This window comes from Labrys okinawensis (assembly GCF_002982075.1).
Classification (GTDB): domain Bacteria; phylum Pseudomonadota; class Alphaproteobacteria; order Rhizobiales; family Labraceae; genus Labrys; species Labrys okinawensis_A.
Genome location: NZ_PUEJ01000002.1, coordinates 652,077 through 669,954 on the forward strand (window position 1 = coordinate 652,077; position 17,878 = coordinate 669,954).

The 17,878-nt window shown below is 65.7% G+C and carries 17 protein-coding genes; 10 read left to right on the forward strand and 7 right to left on the reverse strand.

Annotated features, from left to right (window positions below; translation table 11 throughout):
- Positions 1-285: 285 nt before the first annotated feature.
- The 3 genes from C5L14_RS06620 to C5L14_RS06630 all read left to right on the forward strand — a co-directional run bounded on the left by C5L14_RS06620 (position 286) and on the right by C5L14_RS06630 (position 2,649).
- A complete protein-coding gene (locus tag C5L14_RS06620) occupies positions 286-774 on the forward strand; it encodes a TerB family tellurite resistance protein (RefSeq protein ID WP_105861224.1) in 489 nt (162 codons plus the stop codon).
- Complete coding sequence (locus C5L14_RS06625) at positions 771-1,559, forward strand: SDR family NAD(P)-dependent oxidoreductase (protein ID WP_105861225.1); 789 nt, start codon at positions 771-773, stop codon at positions 1,557-1,559. The genes C5L14_RS06620 and C5L14_RS06625 overlap by 4 nt, the downstream gene beginning before the upstream one ends.
- 136 nt (positions 1,560-1,695) lie before the next feature.
- The gene (locus tag C5L14_RS06630; protein ID WP_105861353.1) at positions 1,696-2,649 is read left to right on the forward strand and encodes an acetyl-CoA carboxylase carboxyltransferase subunit alpha; all 954 of its coding nucleotides are present in this window, start codon (positions 1,696-1,698) and stop codon (positions 2,647-2,649) included.
- Positions 2,650-2,771: 122 nt separating this feature from the next.
- Here the strand turns inward: C5L14_RS06630 and C5L14_RS06635 are convergent, their stop codons facing one another.
- The 4 genes from C5L14_RS06635 to C5L14_RS06650 form a co-directional block, all read right to left on the reverse strand.
- Positions 2,772-4,079 carry an FtsX-like permease family protein gene (locus C5L14_RS06635; protein ID WP_105861226.1) on the reverse strand — a complete coding sequence of 436 codons (1,308 nt, stop codon included), beginning with the start codon at positions 4,077-4,079 and terminating at the stop codon, positions 2,772-2,774.
- Positions 4,076-4,765, reverse strand: coding sequence for an ABC transporter ATP-binding protein (locus tag C5L14_RS06640; RefSeq protein WP_105861227.1), 690 nt, complete (start codon positions 4,763-4,765; stop codon positions 4,076-4,078). Before C5L14_RS06640 ends, C5L14_RS06635 begins: the two co-directional genes overlap by 4 nt.
- Before the next feature lie 4 nt (positions 4,766-4,769).
- Positions 4,770-5,228 (reverse strand): hypothetical protein, encoded by a 459-nt coding sequence (locus tag C5L14_RS06645; protein WP_105861228.1) that lies wholly within the window; start codon positions 5,226-5,228, stop codon positions 4,770-4,772.
- A gap of 251 nt (positions 5,229-5,479) precedes the next feature.
- Positions 5,480-7,252 (reverse strand): alkaline phosphatase, encoded by a 1,773-nt coding sequence (locus C5L14_RS06650; protein ID WP_105861229.1) that lies wholly within the window; start codon positions 7,250-7,252, stop codon positions 5,480-5,482.
- A 505-nt stretch (positions 7,253-7,757) separates the two neighbouring features.
- Here C5L14_RS06650 and C5L14_RS06655 point away from each other — a divergent pair.
- Both C5L14_RS06655 and C5L14_RS06660 read left to right on the forward strand, forming a co-directional pair.
- Positions 7,758-9,302 (forward strand): L,D-transpeptidase family protein, encoded by a 1,545-nt coding sequence (locus C5L14_RS06655; protein ID WP_105861230.1) that lies wholly within the window; start codon positions 7,758-7,760, stop codon positions 9,300-9,302.
- A gap of 223 nt (positions 9,303-9,525) precedes the next feature.
- Positions 9,526-10,275, forward strand: coding sequence for a methyltransferase domain-containing protein (locus C5L14_RS06660; RefSeq protein WP_105861231.1), 750 nt, complete (start codon positions 9,526-9,528; stop codon positions 10,273-10,275).
- A gap of 247 nt (positions 10,276-10,522) precedes the next feature.
- Here the strand turns inward: C5L14_RS06660 and metW are convergent, their stop codons facing one another.
- Both metW and metX read right to left on the reverse strand, forming a co-directional pair.
- A complete protein-coding gene (gene metW / locus C5L14_RS06665) occupies positions 10,523-11,158 on the reverse strand; it encodes a methionine biosynthesis protein MetW (protein ID WP_105861354.1) in 636 nt (211 codons plus the stop codon).
- 29 nt (positions 11,159-11,187) lie between these two features.
- Positions 11,188-12,375 (reverse strand): homoserine O-acetyltransferase MetX, encoded by a 1,188-nt coding sequence (gene metX, locus C5L14_RS06670; protein WP_105861232.1) that lies wholly within the window; start codon positions 12,373-12,375, stop codon positions 11,188-11,190.
- A gap of 231 nt (positions 12,376-12,606) precedes the next feature.
- Here metX and C5L14_RS06675 point away from each other — a divergent pair, with 231 nt between their 5' ends.
- Complete coding sequence (locus C5L14_RS06675; RefSeq protein WP_105861233.1) at positions 12,607-13,587, forward strand: SPFH domain-containing protein; 981 nt, start codon at positions 12,607-12,609, stop codon at positions 13,585-13,587.
- A gap of 14 nt (positions 13,588-13,601) precedes the next feature.
- Complete coding sequence (locus tag C5L14_RS06680; RefSeq protein WP_210203210.1) at positions 13,602-14,057, forward strand: NfeD family protein; 456 nt, start codon at positions 13,602-13,604, stop codon at positions 14,055-14,057.
- 142 nt (positions 14,058-14,199) lie between these two features.
- On the opposite strand, the gene gluQRS is transcribed toward C5L14_RS06680, so the two are convergent.
- Positions 14,200-15,081, reverse strand: a complete 882-nt coding sequence (gluQRS, locus tag C5L14_RS06685; RefSeq protein ID WP_245443273.1) for a tRNA glutamyl-Q(34) synthetase GluQRS — start codon at positions 15,079-15,081, stop codon at positions 14,200-14,202.
- Positions 15,082-15,103: 22 nt separating this feature from the next.
- On the opposite strand from gluQRS, the gene C5L14_RS06690 reads away from it, so the two are divergent.
- The 3 genes from C5L14_RS06690 (at position 15,104) to C5L14_RS06700 (ending at position 17,849) form a co-directional block, all read left to right on the forward strand.
- Positions 15,104-15,748, forward strand: coding sequence for a DNA-3-methyladenine glycosylase family protein (locus C5L14_RS06690; protein ID WP_105861235.1), 645 nt, complete (start codon positions 15,104-15,106; stop codon positions 15,746-15,748).
- Between the two features lie 67 nt (positions 15,749-15,815).
- Positions 15,816-16,487, forward strand: coding sequence for an alpha/beta hydrolase (locus C5L14_RS06695; RefSeq protein WP_105861236.1), 672 nt, complete (start codon positions 15,816-15,818; stop codon positions 16,485-16,487).
- Between the two features lie 234 nt (positions 16,488-16,721).
- Positions 16,722-17,849 carry an extracellular solute-binding protein gene (locus tag C5L14_RS06700; RefSeq protein ID WP_181161050.1) on the forward strand — a complete coding sequence of 376 codons (1,128 nt, stop codon included), beginning with the start codon at positions 16,722-16,724 and terminating at the stop codon, positions 17,847-17,849.
- Positions 17,850-17,878 lie beyond the last annotated feature (29 nt).

The window sequence follows — 17,878 nt, forward strand, 5'->3', positions numbered from 1 at the left end:
CAATCGGTTTTACCTGAGCAGCCGGCGATCCCACGGGATCGCCGGCTTTTTTATTGTCGACGGGTTGAACTTGCGCAGGGCCCCCGCATATTGAACTCAGGTTCTATTTATCGCCTTCTGGGTCAGCCGGGCGGCCATAATCGGAGCCAGCGCAGGACAGGGTCTTTGCCGTTTGACGGAATCACCGCAAGCCGCAAAGAACGTCGAACTGAAGAGTTGGTGCAAGGCACGTTCAGCCGTGAACGCGCGTTCTGCACGGGTATGGTTCCGAGGCGGGATGTTGCCATGTTGGCTCGCTTGCAAAAGCTGATACGCGGTTTTGCACCGGGCGGACCGGCCAGGCCGCGTTACGTCTTCGACGAGACCGACCATCGCGTCGCGGCCGCCGGGTTGCTCGTCTATGCCATGAATGTGGACGGGGTCGAGAGTCCGGCCGAGAAGGCGCGGGTAGCCGCATTGCTGCAGGAACGCTTTTCGCTCGATGAGGACGAGACCCGCGCTTTGCTGGCAGCGGCGGGCGAGCGCAATCGCGATGCCCTCGATTTCAATGATTTCACCGGCGTGGTGAAGCGCGCCTACAACATTGAAGGGCGCCAGCGCATCGTCGAGATGATGTGGGAGATCGTGTTCGCCGACGGTATGCTGCACGAGTTCGAGGATAATCTCGTCTGGCGCGTTGCCGAGGCCCTCGATGTTCCGGTGCCGGCGCGCACCACGATCCGCAGCAAGGCGGCTGCCCAGAACGACGTGCTCCTGCCGGAAGCCAGCGAGTGAGCCGTCCGGTCGCCTTGGTCACGGGCGCATCCAGCGGCATCGGCGAGGCATTGGCCCATGCCCTGGCCGAGCAGGGCGAGGACCTGATGCTGATCGCCCGGACGCAGGGCGAATTGCTGCGCGTCCAGGGCGAGATCGCGGCGGCGACGGGGCGTTTCGTTGCGGTCGCCGCGCTGGATCTCGAGCGGGCCGATGCTGCCGAGGCCGTCAGGACCGCGTTGCGCGAGCAGGACCTCAGCGTCCGGCACCTGGTCAACAATGCCGGCTTCGGCCTGGCCGGCGACATGGCGGACCTGTCGGTATCCGGCCAGATCGGCATGGTCGACCTCAATTGCCGGGCTTTGCTGGCGCTGACGCTCGCCTTCCTGCCCGAGATCCGCGAGAACGAAGGCGGCGTGCTGAACGTCGCCTCGGTCGCCGGTTTCACGCCGGGGCCGGGGCTTGCCGTCTACTATGCCAGCAAGGCCTTCGTGCTGTCGCTGACGCGGGCGCTGGCTTTCGAGGAGCGGGAGAGCGGTATCCGCGTCTGCGCCCTCTGCCCCGGCCCGGTGCCCACCCGCTTCGGCGCCCGGGCGGGTTTCGGCAGGTCCGGCGTTATCGCCATGACGCGCCCGCTTTCGGCCAAGGATGTTGCCCATATCGGACTGGCCGGTTATTTCGGGCGTCGTACCGTGGTGGTGCCGGGCATGATCCCGAGGCTGATGGTTGCCATCCTGTCGGTCCTGCCGACCCGGATGGTGTTGCCCGTCCTCGCCCGCGCCCAGCGGCAGCGACGGCAGAAATAGTGCCTTTCGCCGGACTGCTCCGTTCGTCATGAAGCGGTGAACGGTCTGTGCGAAGGGGAGATATGCGAAACCCTTCCTTGACTTCCCTGGCGTGAGACGCCAGTTTCCGGCTCCTTTCGTCGTCATTTGGGCACCCATGCGCAGCTATCTCGATTTTGAAAAACCCGTGGCCGAGCTCGAGGCCAAAGTCGAGGAACTGCGCGCGATGGCGGAGTCGGGTGACGCAGTGGCGATCGGGGATGAGATCCAGCGGCTGGAGGCCAAGGCGAACCAGGCGCTGCGCGATCTCTATGCCCAGCTCACGCCCTGGCAGAAGACCCTGGTGGCTCGCCACCCGGAGCGTCCGCACGCCAATGACTATATCGCCGCCCTGATCGAGGATTTCACGCCGCTTGCCGGCGACCGCAAGTTCGGCGACGACGAGGCGATCATCGGCGGCTTCGGCCGCTTCCGCGGCGAGGCCGTCTGCATCCTCGGCCATGAAAAGGGCTCCGACACCGAAAGCCGCATCCGGCATAATTTCGGCATGGCGCGGCCCGAAGGCTATCGCAAGGCCGTGCGTCTGATGGAAATGGCCGATCGTTTCGAATTGCCGGTGATTTCCTTCGTCGACACGGCCGGCGCCTATCCGGGCATCGATGCCGAGGAGCGTGGCCAGGCCGAGGCGATTGCCCGCTCGACCGATGCCTGTCTGGGGCTGGGCTCGCCCAACGTTGCCGTTGTCATCGGCGAAGGCGGTTCCGGCGGTGCCATCGCGGTGGCGGCGGCGAGCCGGGTCCTGATGCTGGAGCATTCCATCTATTCGGTGATCTCGCCGGAAGGCGCGGCCTCCATCCTCTGGCGCGAGGCCAGCAAGGCGCAGGATGCCGCCAACAACATGAAGATCACGGCGCAGGATCTCCTGAAGTTCGGCGTGATCGACGCCATCATTCCCGAGCCGACAGGCGGTGCGCATCGCACGCCCGAGAAGGCGATCGAGACCACCGGTGACTTCATTCAGAATTCGCTGCGCGAACTCTTCAATCAGTCCCGCGAAGCTCTGATCCGGGCGCGCCAGGACAAATATCTGATGATCGGCCGCAGCCTGTAGAGGGGGGCTGCTATTCACGCGTCATTGCGAGCGTAGCGAAGCAATCCTGGGTCGCGAATATCGGCTGTAACTCCTGGATTGCTCCGTTACGTTCGCAATGACATGGTCAAGGCGTCTGCGCCTCACCCCCTCAGCGCTGCCGCCGGCGATTGCCGATAGGCCAGCAAGGCAGGGGCGAGGCCGAGAAGGGCGGCGAAACCGGCCAGCAGGGCGGCGAGGCCGAGATCGGCCCGCGTGAACGCCACCGGCAGGACCATGCCGCTCCAGCTCGTCACCCAGCCCGATAGGGTGAGGGCGCCGAGATAGCCGAGCGCGAAGCCGGCTGCGATGCCGAGTGCGAGCAGGACGAAAAGCTCGGACCAGACGATGGCAAGAACGGTCAGGCGCGGCGTGCCGAGGGCGCGCAGCGCGCCGATCTGGCGCCGGCGTTGGCCGACATGGATCACCGTCACGAAGATCAGGGCCGCCGCCACCAGCAATTGCGCGCCGGCTGCCACCGCCACCAGCACGGTGCGGGCGTCGCCGAGCGTGGCGTAGAGCCGGGTCAGCACTTCGGCCGGGAAGACGGCGAGCGTGCCCTCGCCGCGATAGGCCTGGCGCAGCTTGTAGGCGTCCGCGATCGTGCGGGGCTTGATCAGCAGGGCCGGCACGCCGGCGGCGGTAGTGGCAAAGCTCTCGTCGAGCGGAGCGGCCGCGTCGATCGCGCCTTCATGCTCATGCTCCTCATGCCCGGCTTCGCCATGGTCGGCTTCTCCATGGTAGGCTTCTCCGGGCTTGGAGCCCTCATGTTCGTGATGGGCATCGTGATCGGCGGTTTCCTCGGCATGGCCGAGCCCGTGCAGATGCCAGACGGCCTGGATCGGCACCAATACGGCCTTGTCCCAGGCCGTATGGCTCGGCTTGAGGCGTCCCACCACGGTATAGGCGAGTTCGGTATGGGCATGGCCCCCTTCCTCGGCCATGCCGTGCGAGGGCTTGATGCGGGTGCCGAGTGGAATGCCGGCGGCAGCGCCGACCACCGCCTCGCCCTCGGCGGCGAAAGCGCGGCCTTCGGCAAGACCATCCGACAACGCCTTCAGAAGGGCCGTGGTGGTTCCGACGATCGGCCGGCCCTGGTAGGAATCGCCAAAGCCGATCGGGGCGACCCAGGCCACGCGCGGATCGGCGGCGAGTTTGCGCAGCGTCTCCGCCGGCATCAGGGGCAAAGGCGAGGGCTGCAGGAAGACAGAGGAGAGCACCAGCTGGGCCTCGCTGCCGGCGGCACCGATGACCAGATCGAACCTGTCTGCGGCACGGGCGCTGCCGAGGCGCATCGCCCGTTCCTGCAGCACCACGCCGACGCCGAGTGCGGTCGCCAGCGCCACCAGCAGCACCACGGCCAGCGCGCCCGCCCAGACGCGGCGCAGGTCGGCGAGGATGAAGCGGATCATGCGGCCTGCGCCCTTATTTGCTCGTCCGATGCGACGCGGCCGGCGGCGAGCGTCAGCCGCCTTGCCAGCCGGCTCGTGAGTGCGGTGTCGTGCGAGACGACGATGAGCGTGCTGCCTTCCGTGCCGGCAAGCTCGATGAGGAGGTCGCCCACGAGGGCGCCGCTCTCGGCGTCGAGGCTGGCGGTCGGTTCGTCCGCCACCAGCACGGCCGGCCGGCGCAGCAGCGCCCGGGCGAGGGCGACGCGCTGCATCTCGCCGCGGGACATGCCGTCGATCGCCTGATCCGGCCGGGACAAGCCCACCCGCTGGAGCAGGGCGTGGCCGCGCTCGATCGCGCTCTTGCCGGCGCGCCCCGACAGGCGCAGCGGCAGCAGCACGTTCTCCAGGGCCGACAGGCCGGGGAAGAGATGGAAATCCTGCATGACCAGGCCGATATTCTGCCCGCGCCAGCGGTCCCTGGCGCCCTCCGGCAGCTTGGCGATGTCGGTGTCGCCCCAGCATACCCTGCCTTGCGCGACGCGCTCGAGGCCGGTGACGACGTTGACGAAGGTGCTCTTGCCCGAGCCCGACGGGCCGGTCACGGCGAGCTGGCTGCCTGCGGCCAGAGCCAGCCGCTCGATGCGCAGCACCGGTGCGGCGAGGCCGGGAAAGGAGATGGTGATATTTTCGAGCTTGAGCGCCAGCACGGGATCAGACCACCCAGTAGCGGGCATCCCGCAGGCGCAGCCGGCTGAGAAAGCCGGTTTCCGGATCGGTCCAGGACCCCACTTCCAGGCGTCCCGACACCTCGATCCTGGTGCCGGGCTGCACGAAGGTCTGCTTCTCGTCGAGATAGATCACCACGATATTGTCCGGCCAGTCCGCGTCGGAGGAGCAGAAGGGGCAGATCGACATCGGGATTTCGGTGAGCACGAAGAAGGTGGCCTCCGCCTTGAGCGGCGGCGCCATGAAGCCGCTCATCACCACGTCCTTGCCGTCGAGCTCCTTGACCTTGGCCGAGAATTCCAGGCCGAGCACGCTGATCTTGCCGTAGAGTTCGGGAAAGCCGAGCGCTGCAGGGGCCGCCAGGGCCGGTCGAGCCAGGAGGAGAGGCGACAGCCCGAGCAGAGTCACGACATGGCGGCGGGACAGGAAAGGGATGGTCGTCATGGTGAGCTCTTACGCGGGCCGAGGTCGGCGCTCTCGAGAAACATCGCCATCGGGCGGCTAGCCGCCCGAGGGTTGCCGTCCGATCATTAGGCGTTGTCGGCAACAACTGAAACGCTGCCATTGTCATGCCCGGGCTTGACCCGGGCATCCAACCGCCTCGTCTTCAGTGCCGGGAGGAGGGCTGGATTGCCGGGTGAAGCCCGGCAATGACAAAGGTTGAGCCAATTCGCTCGTTTATTTCGGGCAAAGCCTTACTGCATCTGGGCCTTCTGGGGGCCGGAGGCGCCGAGCGCGAAGGCGTCAGCAAGAACGCGATAGACGTCGCTTTCTTCCAGATAGCCCTTGAAGCCTTCGGCGCCCGGGCCCGTCGCCTGCAGCACGACGTCGTCGACGGCGTGGGCGGTGCTGTCGTTGTTGCGCGGGATGTTGCCCTGGACGAAGACGGCGCCAGGCACGTCCTTATAGGCGGGATTGGCGACATATTCCTTCTTCTCGTTCTGGATGGCCGGCTCATAGGGGCCGTCCAGCTTCGGGCTGAAGGTCTCGTAGTGATCGGGGTAGTTTCCGTAGACGATGGCCAGGCGCTTGCTGGGATCGATCTTGTCGGGATAGCCGTCGCCGTCCTTGTCCTCGTAATTGGTGAAGCCGGCTTCGGCATAGATGCCGACCTTCTCGCGCATGTCGGTGCCGGGCTTGCTGTCGTCGACGGTGCCGATGATCGACATGGAATGGGTATGGTCGCCGGTGGCGACGATCAGCGTGTCGGGATGGGTCCTGGCGAATTCGCGCGCCACGCCGATTGCCTTGTCGAATTCGATGGTGTCATAGAGCGAGCGCTCGCCATCCTGCGCATGCGACATCTTGTCGACCGTGGCGGCTTCCACCATCAGGAAGAAGCCTTCCGGATTCTTGGACAGCTGGTCGAGGGCCGTCTTGGTCATGTCGACCAGGCCGGGCTGGTTGGGGAACTTCTCCACCGTGCCTTTCTTGAGCAGGTTGCGGTCGAGCGCCACGTCCATGTTACCGGTGTGGAAGAGGCCGAGGATCTTGCCGGTATTGGTGCCGGAAGCCGCGGCGAGGCTGTCCTTGTCGGTGGCGACAGTGTAGCCGGCATCCTTGAAGAGCTGGATATAGTCTTTGTCGTCCTTGCGCTTGGAGCCGGTGGTCGATTTCGGCAGGAAATAGGCCGAGCCGCCGCCCAGGATGATTTCGGGCTTCACGTCGTAGAACATGCCGACGATTTCTGCCTTGTCGGCCCGCTTGCGGGTGTGGGCGACCACTGCGGCGGGGGTGGCGTCCTCGATCTCGGCGGTGGATATCACGCCGATCGACTTCTTGGACGTGCGGCGCAGCGCCTCCGCGATAGTCTCGACACGCGGATCATCCAGGGTGGCGGGCGTGCGGTCGGCGTAGACACCGAGAGCGTTCACCGCCGTCTTGTGCCCGGTCATATAGGCCGACATGGTGTTGGCGCTGTCCGTGGCGATGGCGTCCGTGGCCGAAGTGCCGATGAAGGCCATGTGGTCGAGGTCGTCCATGTTGAGACGGCCATTGGCCTTGCCCTCGGTCATGCCCTTGGACATGATGCGCGCGCCGGTGCGATTGGCGACCGTCAGGCCGTCGCCGAGCAGAAAGATGATGTTCTTGGCCTTGGGCGTGGCGGGCGTGCCGAAGACGTCCCAGGTCACGCTGCGGCTCTGTCCGCCGGCCGAGACTTCGACCTTGTAGGTGCCGGGTACGCCGAGGGTGAGGCCGCGCAGCAGCACCGCCGAGCCGAGATCCTTGTCGTCCTTGCCCTTTTCGGAGGCGATGAACTCGACGTCCTTGCCGAACACACCCTTGTAGTCCTGCCCGTTGACGGTGACGCGCACATCCTCCGGCTTCACCGTGCCGGCGAACTCGGCCTTGAAGTCGAAGGGCGAGCCGGCCAGGATGGTGGCGCGGTCGAGAGGATAGATGCCCGCGGCCTGGCTGGGACCGATCAGCATGGTGGTGACCGCAAGAGCGGCGAGGAGCGTGCGCATGGCAATCCTTTCGCGATGCGAAGCCGACTTTGTCACTGGAGCCTCCCGCGGTTTGGCGAAGGTGCCGCACTTGCAAAGACGCGCCGAAACAAAGAGCTGGAAGACAGCGCGTTCCCCCTGAACGCGCTTTGCGCTAGGGATAGCCAGCGCGTGCGACAGGTCCATGACAGCGAGCAGGCTCAGGATCAGCCCGCTTCATACGCAGTATAGGGGCGGCTCGTTCGCCCGGGGGAGCGGCGAAGACTCCATCCTGCAATCCATTGTCCTGTGCGGTCCGAGGTCTCGTCGCGGCGATGCTTGTCGAGTGGTGAGGAAATCTATAGGGTCGCCAGCCAGTTTCGGGTGAAAGGCCCCTATCGGCAGGGCGTGGAATCAGGCATTGTGCCGTTAAGAGTTCGTTCACGCTGTTGCGTAACCACGATTGGCCCACGACTTGCGGCGAGTGGTCGTTGACTGTAAATGTCCCTTAGTCTGTATTACTGACTTTGCACGGGTTCACTGGTTCATGACCGCTCACTTCAAGTTGATGCGCAAGATTGCAATGGCCGTGCCGGTTCTTTTGCTGGCGGCGGCCTGTTCCAATCAGAATGGCGCAAGTGTTCGCTCGACTAGCCCGGTGCCGCAGGCGCTGATTGCCGAAATGCAGGCCAAGGGCATGGCGCGTTCCGCGCCGATCCTGGTGCGCATCTACAAGAAGGAGTCCGAACTCGAAATCTGGAAGCAGACATCGAGTGGACGTTATGCCCTGCTCAAGAGCTATCCGGTCTGCCGCTGGTCGGGCCAGCTCGGTCCGAAGAAGAGCGAGGGCGATCGGCAGGTGCCCGAGGGCTTCTATGCCGTGAGCATGAGCAGCCTCAATCCGAATTCGCAATATTACCTGTCCTTCGACATCGGCTATCCCAACAATTTCGATCGTCAGCTCGGCCGCGCCGGCGGCAACATCATGGTGCACGGCTCCTGCTCTTCGCGCGGCTGCTTTGCCATGACCGACAAGCAGGTGGCCGAGATCTATGCCGTGGCGCGCGAGGCGCTGCAGGGCGGCCAGGCTTCGTTCCAGGTGCAGTCGCTGCCCTTCCGCATGACGCCCGAGAACATGGCCCGCAATCGCCGCAATCCGAATATCGGCTTCTGGCAGAATCTCAAGGAAGGCACCGACAATTTCGAGGTCACCAAGCAGACGGTGAAGGTCGATGTCTGCAAGGGCCGCTATGTCTTCAACGGCAATGGCGGGACCCAGTGCGGTATCGCTCCGGCGAACCAAAGCGTGGCTGCCGCCGTCTACGAGAAGCGGCGCAACGACGATGCCAAGATCACCGCGCTGATCGCCTCCGGTACCAAGGCCGTCAACTATATCTATCAGGACGGCGGTTCCAATCCGGTGTTCGCAGCGCGTGCCGTCGATCAGTCGGCGGTGCCCGGCAAGGATCGGCCCTTCAGCTATTCGCGCGTCGACGTGACCGAAGTGGCGCTCAATGACGCGGGTGCCCCGGCGACGGAAGCGGATGCGAATGCGGCCCATCGCGTCACCTATGCCGCAGCCGAAAGCCTGCTCTATTCGGAAGCCGCAGTGGCCCGCAAGCCGATCAAGGGCGCGGCGGATCCCAAGGCTGTCGCCAAGCGCCAGGAGGCCGTCTATGCCCGCCTGATGGGCAGCAAGTTGCCGGCTCCGATACCGCAGACGCCGGTGGCGGTGGCCGCTGCACCGGTTGCTTCCAGTGCGCCGGCCAGCCAGCTGGTGGCTTCGGCCGCGCCGGAAGGCCAGCCCTTCTATGCGCGCTGGCTTGGCTTTGCGCCGACCGAGCAGCCGGCCGCCCCGGTTACGGCGATCAAGGTCGATCCGATCCAGACCGGCACGGTGCCCGATGCCAAGCCCAAACCGGGCAAGGCAAAGACGCTGACGCCGGGCAAGCCGATGATGGCCGCGGCGGCACTGCCGGCCGCGCAGATGGCCGAACTGCCGCCGGCGATCACCAATCCGCCGACCGAGCAGCCCTTCTACAAGCGCTGGCTGGGCCTGGGCGGCGAGCAGGGCGCTACGGCGACCAACTGACGCCGATTTTCTTGATCGATTGATCCGTGAGCCCTTTCCCGGCATGGGAGAGGGCTCACGCATTCTATTGCGCTTGCCGGCCGAACGGTTTCAACTGTCAGCGTGCCCGCGATCGGTAGGGCACGGAGACGCTCGGTCCTGGCGGGAGTTGGCAAGGCACGGGGCGGCGTCATTCCGGTTTGCAGGGTCGACCTGCAGCTGTCGTAAGTGGGTGTTGGTTGCAATGTCGCTCGATGTCGTCGATCTCCGCGACTTCTACTCGACCAATCTTGGCATCGTGGCCGGCCGCCTGATCGCCACCAAGATCCGGGCGCGCTGGAGCGACCTGCGTGGACAGCGCGTCGCCGGCATCGGCTTTGCCGCCCCCTATCTCACCATGTTCCGGGACGAGGCCGAACGCGTCGTCTCTTTCAATCCGGCGACGCAGGGTGTGCTGGAATGGCCTGAAAACGGCCCGCTTGCCGCAGCGCTGGTCGAGGAGACCGAATTGCCGCTGGCGGACGGCTGCCTCGACCGCGTGCTGGCCATCCATCTGCTCGAGGAGGCGGATTCCGCCCTCGATACGCTGCGCGAGATCTGGCGGGTGCTTGCCCCGGGCGGTACGGTGATGCTGGTGGCGCCCAACCGGCGCGGGGTCTGGGCGCGTTCGGATGCCACGCCTTTCGGCAATGGCCGGCCCTTCTCGCGCCCGCAATTGACCCGGCTGCTGCGCGATGCGCTGTTCTCGCCGGTGAACTGGACGGAGGCGCTCTATCTGCCGCCGATGTTCCATGGCTGGGCATTGCGTTCCGCGCCGGCCTATGAGCGTTTTGCCGGGCGCTTTGCCTCCCCCTTCGCCGGCGTGCACATCGTGGAGGCCTCCAAGCAGGTGTTCCGCCCGATCACCGTGCGCGCCAAGCGCGCCGTGTCGCCGAAATTCACGCCTGTGCTGCTGCCGAGCCCGGCCGCCGGGCGGGTTGCCGGCGGGGCGTGAGCCTGCCGCTTACTTGAGTCTTCGTCCAGGTTGCGCTGCCCCTCACCGCACCTCTCCCCGTAAGAACGGGGCGAGGGGACATCGGCGGTGCGTTCATATTGACAGCAAACCATCTCGCCCAACCGTCGGGCGAGATGAGAGGTCCGAGGATCGATTGCAACGCTTGCGCCTCCTCGCCCCGTTCTTAAGGGGAGAGGTGCGGTGAGGGGCGGCGCGACGAGGCCTATGGCGTTAGCGAAGCCAACACTCAGCGCCGCCGCAGCAGGAATACCGCCTGTTCGCCGAACAGGTTCCAGAACCACCACGGTGCCCTGACCTGGACCGGCTGGCCGGAGAGCGTCAGCGCCTCGGCGCGTTCGATCACCGCATCGAGGCCGCGCGCCATCTCGACGAAATCCCGGATCGAGCAGAAATGGATGTTGGGCGTGTCGTACCAGGCATAGGGCAGGTTGTCGGTCACCGGCATGCGCCCGCGAAACATGATCTGGCCGCGAATGCGCCAATGCCCGAAATTCGGGAAGGAGACGATGGCACGCCGGCCGATGCGCAGCATGTCCTCGACCACTTGGCGCGGATTGCGGGTGGCCTGCAGGGTCTGCGACAGGATCACATAGTCGAAGCTGTCGTCGGGATAGTCGGAGAGGTCGGAATCGGCGTCGCCCTGGATCACGGCGAGGCCACGCCCGACGGCGGCGTTGACGCCGAGCTGGCTGATCTCGATGCCGCGGCCATCGACGCCGCGCGTCGCCTCCAGCAGGGACAGCAATTCGCCATCGCCGCAGCCGACATCGAGCACGCGGGCGCCAGGGATCACCATGTCGCGGATCTGCAGGAAATCGAGGCGGCTGCCCGGCGCCGCCGTGGCGCTGCGCTGGGCCGTCATCGTCCTGGTGTCGCGGGGGCGGAACCTGCTCATGCCACGCCTCGCTCGCGGGCGGCGGCCCCCACGAAGCCGCGCACCATCTCGAACAGCTCGGGTATGTCGAGCAGGAAGGCATCGTGGCCCTTGTCGGTCTCGATCTCGACGAAGGAGACACGGGCGCCGGCGGCGTTGAGCGCATGCATGATCTGGCGCGAGGCGCTGGTGGGGAAAAGCCAGTCCGAGGTGAAGGATGCCACGCAAAAGCGCGTATGCGTGCCCTTGAAGGCGGTGGCGAGGGAGCCGCCATACTCGGCGGCGAGATCGAAATAGTCCATCGCGCGGGTGACATAGAGATAGGAATTGGCGTCGAAGCGTTCCACGAAGCTCAGGCCCTGATAGCGCAGATAGCTTTCGATCTGAAAATCGGCATCGAAGGTGAAGGTGCGCGCGGCGCGATCCTGCAGGTTGCGGCCGAATTTGCGCTGCAGCGCGTCCTCGGAAAGATAGGTGATGTGGGCCGCCATGCGGGCGACGCTCAGGCCCTTGGCGGGCCTGGTGCCGGCCTCGATATAGCGGCCGCCGCGCCAGTCCGGATCGGCCATGATCGCCTGCCGACCGACCTCGTTGAAGGCGATGTTCTGGGCCGTATGCCGGGCGGCGCTGGCAATGCACAGCGCCGAAAAGACCCGTTCGGGGTAGGAGGCGGCCCATTGCAGCACCAGCATGCCGCCCATCGAGCCGCCGAGCACGGCAAACAGGCTCTCGATGCCGAGATGGTCGAGCAGCATGGCCTGCGCCCGCACCATGTCGGCGATGGTCACCACCGGAAAATCGAGGCCATAGGGCCGGCCGGTCGCCGGATTGGTCGAGGCCGGGCCGGAGGAGCCCATGCAACTGCCGATCACATTGGGGCAGATCACGAAGAAGCGCTCGGTGTCGATCGGCTTGCCCGGCCCCACCAGCGTGTCCCACCAGCCCGCGCGTCCGGTCACGGGGTGGATGCTGGCGACATGCTGGTCGCCGGTGAGTGCGTGGCAGACCAGCACCGCATTGGATCGCGCCGCATTCAGCGTGCCCGCCGTGGTGTAGGCGATGCGCAGCGGGGCAAAATCGACTCCGCTGTCGAGGTGGAGCGGCCGTTCCGGGCCGAAATCCACGATCAGGCTGTCATCGGGCTGGTCTGCCTGTTTGCGGGCCAGTTCCGGGAAGCTCGCCCGTAGCTGCTCACCTTCCGACATGCGTCTGCTTTTCCCACGTCACCCAAGGCCCGTCCGGCAATTCGTTCGATTTGCCGAACGTTTCGTTCGATACATCCTAATATCACGCACCCAAGCAAGCGCAATGGCGTTGCTGGCGGCGGCCGTCGTGCGTTTTCGCATCTTCCGGTTGTACGAATTCGCAAGAGCGCTTTGCAGCCTTCGCGGTCACCGCTAGACATGGTGAGATCTCGCCCGATCCTGGAAACCGCCATGCCCGATATTCCGCTCACCGCAACGACAGCCGTGCTTGTCTTGGCCATTGTCCTGCTGTTCTTCCTGATGAAGATGGTGAAGACCGTGCCGCAAGGTTACAATTACACGGTCGAGCGTTTTCGCCGCTACGCCTATACCATTCAGCCTGGCCTCAACATCGTACCGCCGATTTTTCATCGCATCGGCGTGCGCATGAACATGATGGAGCAGGTATTGGATGTTCCGACCCAGGAAATCATCACCCGCGACAACGCCTCGGTGGCGGTCGACGGCGTCGCCTTCTTCCAGGTGATCGATGCTGCCAGGGCGGCCTATGAAGTCGCCAATCTCAACAGCGCCATCCTCAACCTGCTGATGACCAATATCCGTACGGTGATGGGCTCGATGGATCTCGACCAACTGCTCTCCCATCGGGACGAGATCAACAACAGGCTCCTGACCGTGGTCGATGCGGCAGCGACCAGCTGGGGCATCAAGGTCACCCGCATCGAGATCAAGGATATCGTGCCGCCGGCGGACCTGATCGCTTCGATGGGACGCCAGATGAAGGCCGAGCGCGAGAAGCGGGCGGTCATTCTCGAGGCCGAGGGCCAGCAGCGCGCGGAGATCCTGCGGGCCGATGGCCGCAAGCAGGCCCAGGTGCTGGAAGCCGAAGGGCGCAAGGAAGCCGCCTTCCGTGATGCGGAGGCGCGCGAGCGCGCGGCCCAGGCCGAAGCGGCGGCGACGCAGGTCGTCTCCGAAGCCCTGTCGCATGGGAATGTCGCCGCGCTGAACTACTTCATCGCCGACAAATATGTGAAGGCCATGCAGGCGATGGCGACGGCACCGAACCAGAAGGTGATGGTGCTGCCAATGGAGGCGACGGCCTTGATCGGCTCGCTCGCGGGTATCGGCGAGATCGCCAAGGCGACCTTCGGGGATGCAGCCTCGCCGGCCAAGCGCGCCGGCTCCGGCGTGCCGCGGACCGGCCAGGATTGAGACTGGAGCTGCCCATGACCGAACTTGCGTCCATCAATGTCTGGGGATGGTTCGTGCTGGCCGCCGTGTTGATCGGCCTGGAGGTGTTTCTGCCCGGTGCCTTCATGATCTGGCTCGGCCTCGCCGCCGCGGCTATCGGTGTCGTCAGCCTCTTCCTGCCATTGAGCTGGCCGCTGGCCCTGCTGCTGTTCGCAGCTCTCGGCGTGGTCTTCGCCTGGATCGGCCGGCATTTCGCCCACAGGGCCGATGCGTCCGACAAGGAGCAGCCCTTCCTCAACCGCCGGGCCGATGCGCTCGTCGGCCAGAGTTTCACCCTGGCCGACCCCATCGTGAACGGCGAGGGGCGGATCCGGGTCGGCGACACGGTGTGGCAGGTCAGGGGTCCCGACGCAGGCGCTGGTGCGCGTATCAGGGTGGTGCGTGTCGAGGGGGGATGGCTGGCGGTGGAGGAAGTGGTAAAGCAGGCGTGAGGATAGAAACTGGCTAGGCTTGGTTCCGCCCCTCACCCTTACCCTCTCCCCGTAAAAACGGGGCGAGGGTAAGGGTGAGGGGCGGCATAAGGCGCTCCAAAATCAACGCCCGTCGATCACGCGCTGCGCCTAGCCCGCGCCCTCAGCCCATCAGCGCCATCTGCTTGATGTCCGCCGGCGTGGCGCCGTCCGCGCGTAGGGCCCGCAGGCTGGTGGAACGGGCGGATTTCGACAGTTTCTCGCCGTCGGGGCCGAGCAGCAGGTCGTGATGATGGTAGATCGGCTCGGGCAGGCCGAGCAGGGCCTGCAGCAGGCGGTGCAGGCCGGTGGCATGGTAGAGATCCCGGCCTCGCACGACATGGGTAATGCCCTGCAGGGCATCGTCGACCACCACGGCCAGATGATAGCTCGCCGGAAACTCCTTGCGCGCCAGCACGACATCGCCCCAGCGTTCCGGCCCGGCGGGAATTGGCTGGGCGCTCTGGTCTCGAGGGGCTCGCTGTTCCCGCCAGAATAGGGACAGTCCCAGCGCCGCAGCCTTTGCCAAGGCCGCCGTCATGTCGAGCCGGAGGGCGAAGGGCTCGGCTGGATCCCTCCTGGCAGGATCGTCCATGGCGGCGAGCGCGGCGCGGGGATAGAGCGGTGTTCCGTCTGGATCGCGCGGATGGCCGGGCTGGCGGACGGCTGCGGCAATCTCCGCCCGCGAGGCATAGGAGCGGTAGAGCAGCCCCATGGTGGCGAGACGGTCGAGGGCCTGGCGATAATCGTCGAAATGCTCGGATTGGCGCCGCGGCGATGGTTCGAAGGGGAGACCCAGCCAGGCGAGATCTTCCAGCAGGGCAGCGACGAATTCCGGGCGGCAGCGCGTGGTGTCGATGTCCTCGATGCGCAGCAGCAGGCGCCCGCCGCTCGCCTTCGCCCAGCGCTCGTTCTCGAAGGCCGAGAGGGCATGGCCGAGATGGAGATGGCCGGTCGGGCTGGGTGCGAAGCGCAGGACCGGGCGGTTGCTCGATTGATTTGTCACGCCTGCGATGTAACACAGAGGCATGACCGTGATCATCCGTTCGCGTGCCGAAATCCTCGCCGGCGTCGAGGCCTTGCGCGCGCTCGACCCGAGGCTGGCCGCCATCCATGACCTGTGTGGCGAGCCGCCCTTGCGCCGCAGGGAAGGGGGCCTGGAGGGGCTCGCCTGGATCATCGTATCCCAGCAGGTCTCCGTCGCCAGTGCCCGGGCGATCTGGGCGCGCACCAAGGCTGTGTTCGATCCCTTCACGGCGCGGAGGCTGGTCAGTGCTCCCGAGGCGGATTTTCGCGCCGGCGGCCTCTCCATGCCGAAGATCCGCACCCTCAGGGCACTCGGCCAGGCGATGCTGGAGGGGCTCGATCTCGACGCCCTTGCCACGCTGAGCGCCGATGAGGCCCGCCTCGAACTGACCAAGGTCAAAGGCATCGGTCCCTGGACGGCCGACATCTATCTGATGTTCTGCCTCGGCCATGGCGATGCCTTCGCTACGGGCGATCTTGCCCTGCAGGAAGCCGCACGCATGCTGCTCGAGCTCGAAGAGCGCCCGGATGCGGCGGCGCTTGCCGATATCGCCGAAGCCTGGCGTCCTTGGCGCAGTGTTGCTGCCCGCCTGCTCTTTGCCTATTACGCCAAGATAAAGAACCGGGCGGGCGTCGCGTTGGAGTAGACGATGCGACGTATTTTCGTCACGCAAGGGTGTTCAGTGAATCCAAGAGTTGCTTGAGGAGACCAGGATGACGAAGCTCGACGGACCCCGCCTGCCCGCCCGATCGGGCAAAGCCCGCCAGCTCGTCGTGTTCCTGCATGGCTATGGCGCGGACGGCAACGACCTGATCGATATCGGCCGAGCCTGGCAGGAACTCCTGCCCGACACCGCCTTTGTTTCGCCCCACGCGCCCGAGCCCTGCGCCGGAGGTCCCTTCGGGCGCCAATGGTTTCCTTTGACCTTCCAGATTCCCAATGAGCGCTGGCATGGCGTCGAGACGGCCCGTCCCGTGCTCGATGCCTTCCTGGACGAGGAACTGAAGCGCGAAGGGCTGGACGACGCCGCTCTCGCCCTGGTCGGTTTCAGCCAGGGTACCATGATGGCCCTGCATGTCGGGCTTCGCCGGCCCAAGGCGATGGGGGCGATCGTCGGCTATTCCGGCGTGCTCGTCTGCCCGGACGGACAGTTGCCGACGGTGATGGCGCCGGAGATCACGGCGAGGCCGCCGGTCCTGCTGATGCATGGCGACCAGGACCAGGTCATTCCTCCCTTTGCGCTCCAGTTCTCCCAGGAAGGGCTCAAGGCCCTCTCCGTGCCGGTCGAGGCCCATATGAGCCGCGGGCTCGGCCACGGCATCGACAATCAGGGCCTGCGGCTCGGCGGCACTTTCCTGGCCCAGGCGCTGGCGCGCGCGGAGTAGGTGAGGCGGATGGCCGCAGACAAGCGTGACAGCGGAGAATTATGTTCCTTCTCCCCTTGCGGGAGAAGGTGCCGGCAGGCGGATGAGGGGTGAGCCGGAGGCCAATCCTGTAGATCATGAATGGAGCCCACTGGTGGTAAGCATGCTGCTTTTCCCCTCATCCCCCTGCCGGGACCTTCTCCCGCAAGGGGAGAAGGCATCTACATGGGCCTGGCTTCGCGTTTCCGAGGCCCGATGAGCACGGCAAGCCGGCATCACCCGCGCCTCACCCGCCGCGCTTTCCTGCGCGGAGCGGCGGCACTCGGCGTGGGAACGGTGGCTTCGCCCGCCATCGTCAGCCAGTCCTTCTCCTCCTCCGGGGAACTGAACTATCTGGGCTGGTCGGGCTATGATTTCAGCGCCCTGTTCCGCAGCTTCACCGAAAAGACCGGCATCACCGTCAATTTCGTCGAGCAGCCCGATCAGGAGGCGATGCTGGCGCAGGCGCGCATCGCCTCCCAAGGCGTGGGTGCCGACATCGTCGAGCCGTCGATCGATCGACTGCCGGAATGGCTGCAGGCGGACCTGCTGCAGCCCTGGGATGATGGCAATGTCGGTCTCGATCTCTATGACAAGGCCTTCCTGACCGGCTCGGCCATGCATGAGGGCCGGCGTTATTTCCTGCCGGTGGTCTGGGGCGCCGAGGCGTTGGCCTATGCGCGCCAGACTGCACCGCAGGCCTATGGCACGGCCTCGCTCGCCATGCTTTTCGACGACAAATACCGCGGCAAGGTCACCCTGCGGCCGTCGACGGGTTTGGCGGCGATGGGCCGGGTGCTGGAGGCCGAGGGCAAACTGCCGAGGCCCTGGCTCGACGGCTATAAGGACGAGGCGACCATGCGCCGGCTCTGGGACCTGGCCTTGGCCGAGGCGGTCAGGCGCAAAGCCATGATCGGCCAGTTCTGGAGCAGCGAGAATGAGGCGCTGACGGCCTTCCGCAGCAAGGTCTGTACGCTGGGACTGACCTGGGACACCACGGCTCTGGCGCTGGCCGGCGACGATGTCGGCTTCGTCGCCCCCAAGGAGGGCGCCTTCGGCTGGCTGCAGGGCTACGGCCTGCTCAAGACTGCCCGCAATGCCGAACAGGCGCATGAATGGGCCCGCTTCATCGTGACGCCGGAGGCCTCGGCTGCCTATGCCACGGCTTTTTCCGCCAATCCGGTGGCGCGGGGGGCCGTCGACCGGCTCGACGCCAAGCTGCGAGATTTTCTCCGGGCTGCCTATCCTGACGATGCCCTGTCGAAGATCTGGTGGTTGCCGGCGCAGCCACCCTGGTTCGTCGCCCTGCGCGGTGAATACGCTCAGAAATGGCAGGCCGCATAAGCCGTATTATCAGAACCGGCCTTGTGGAG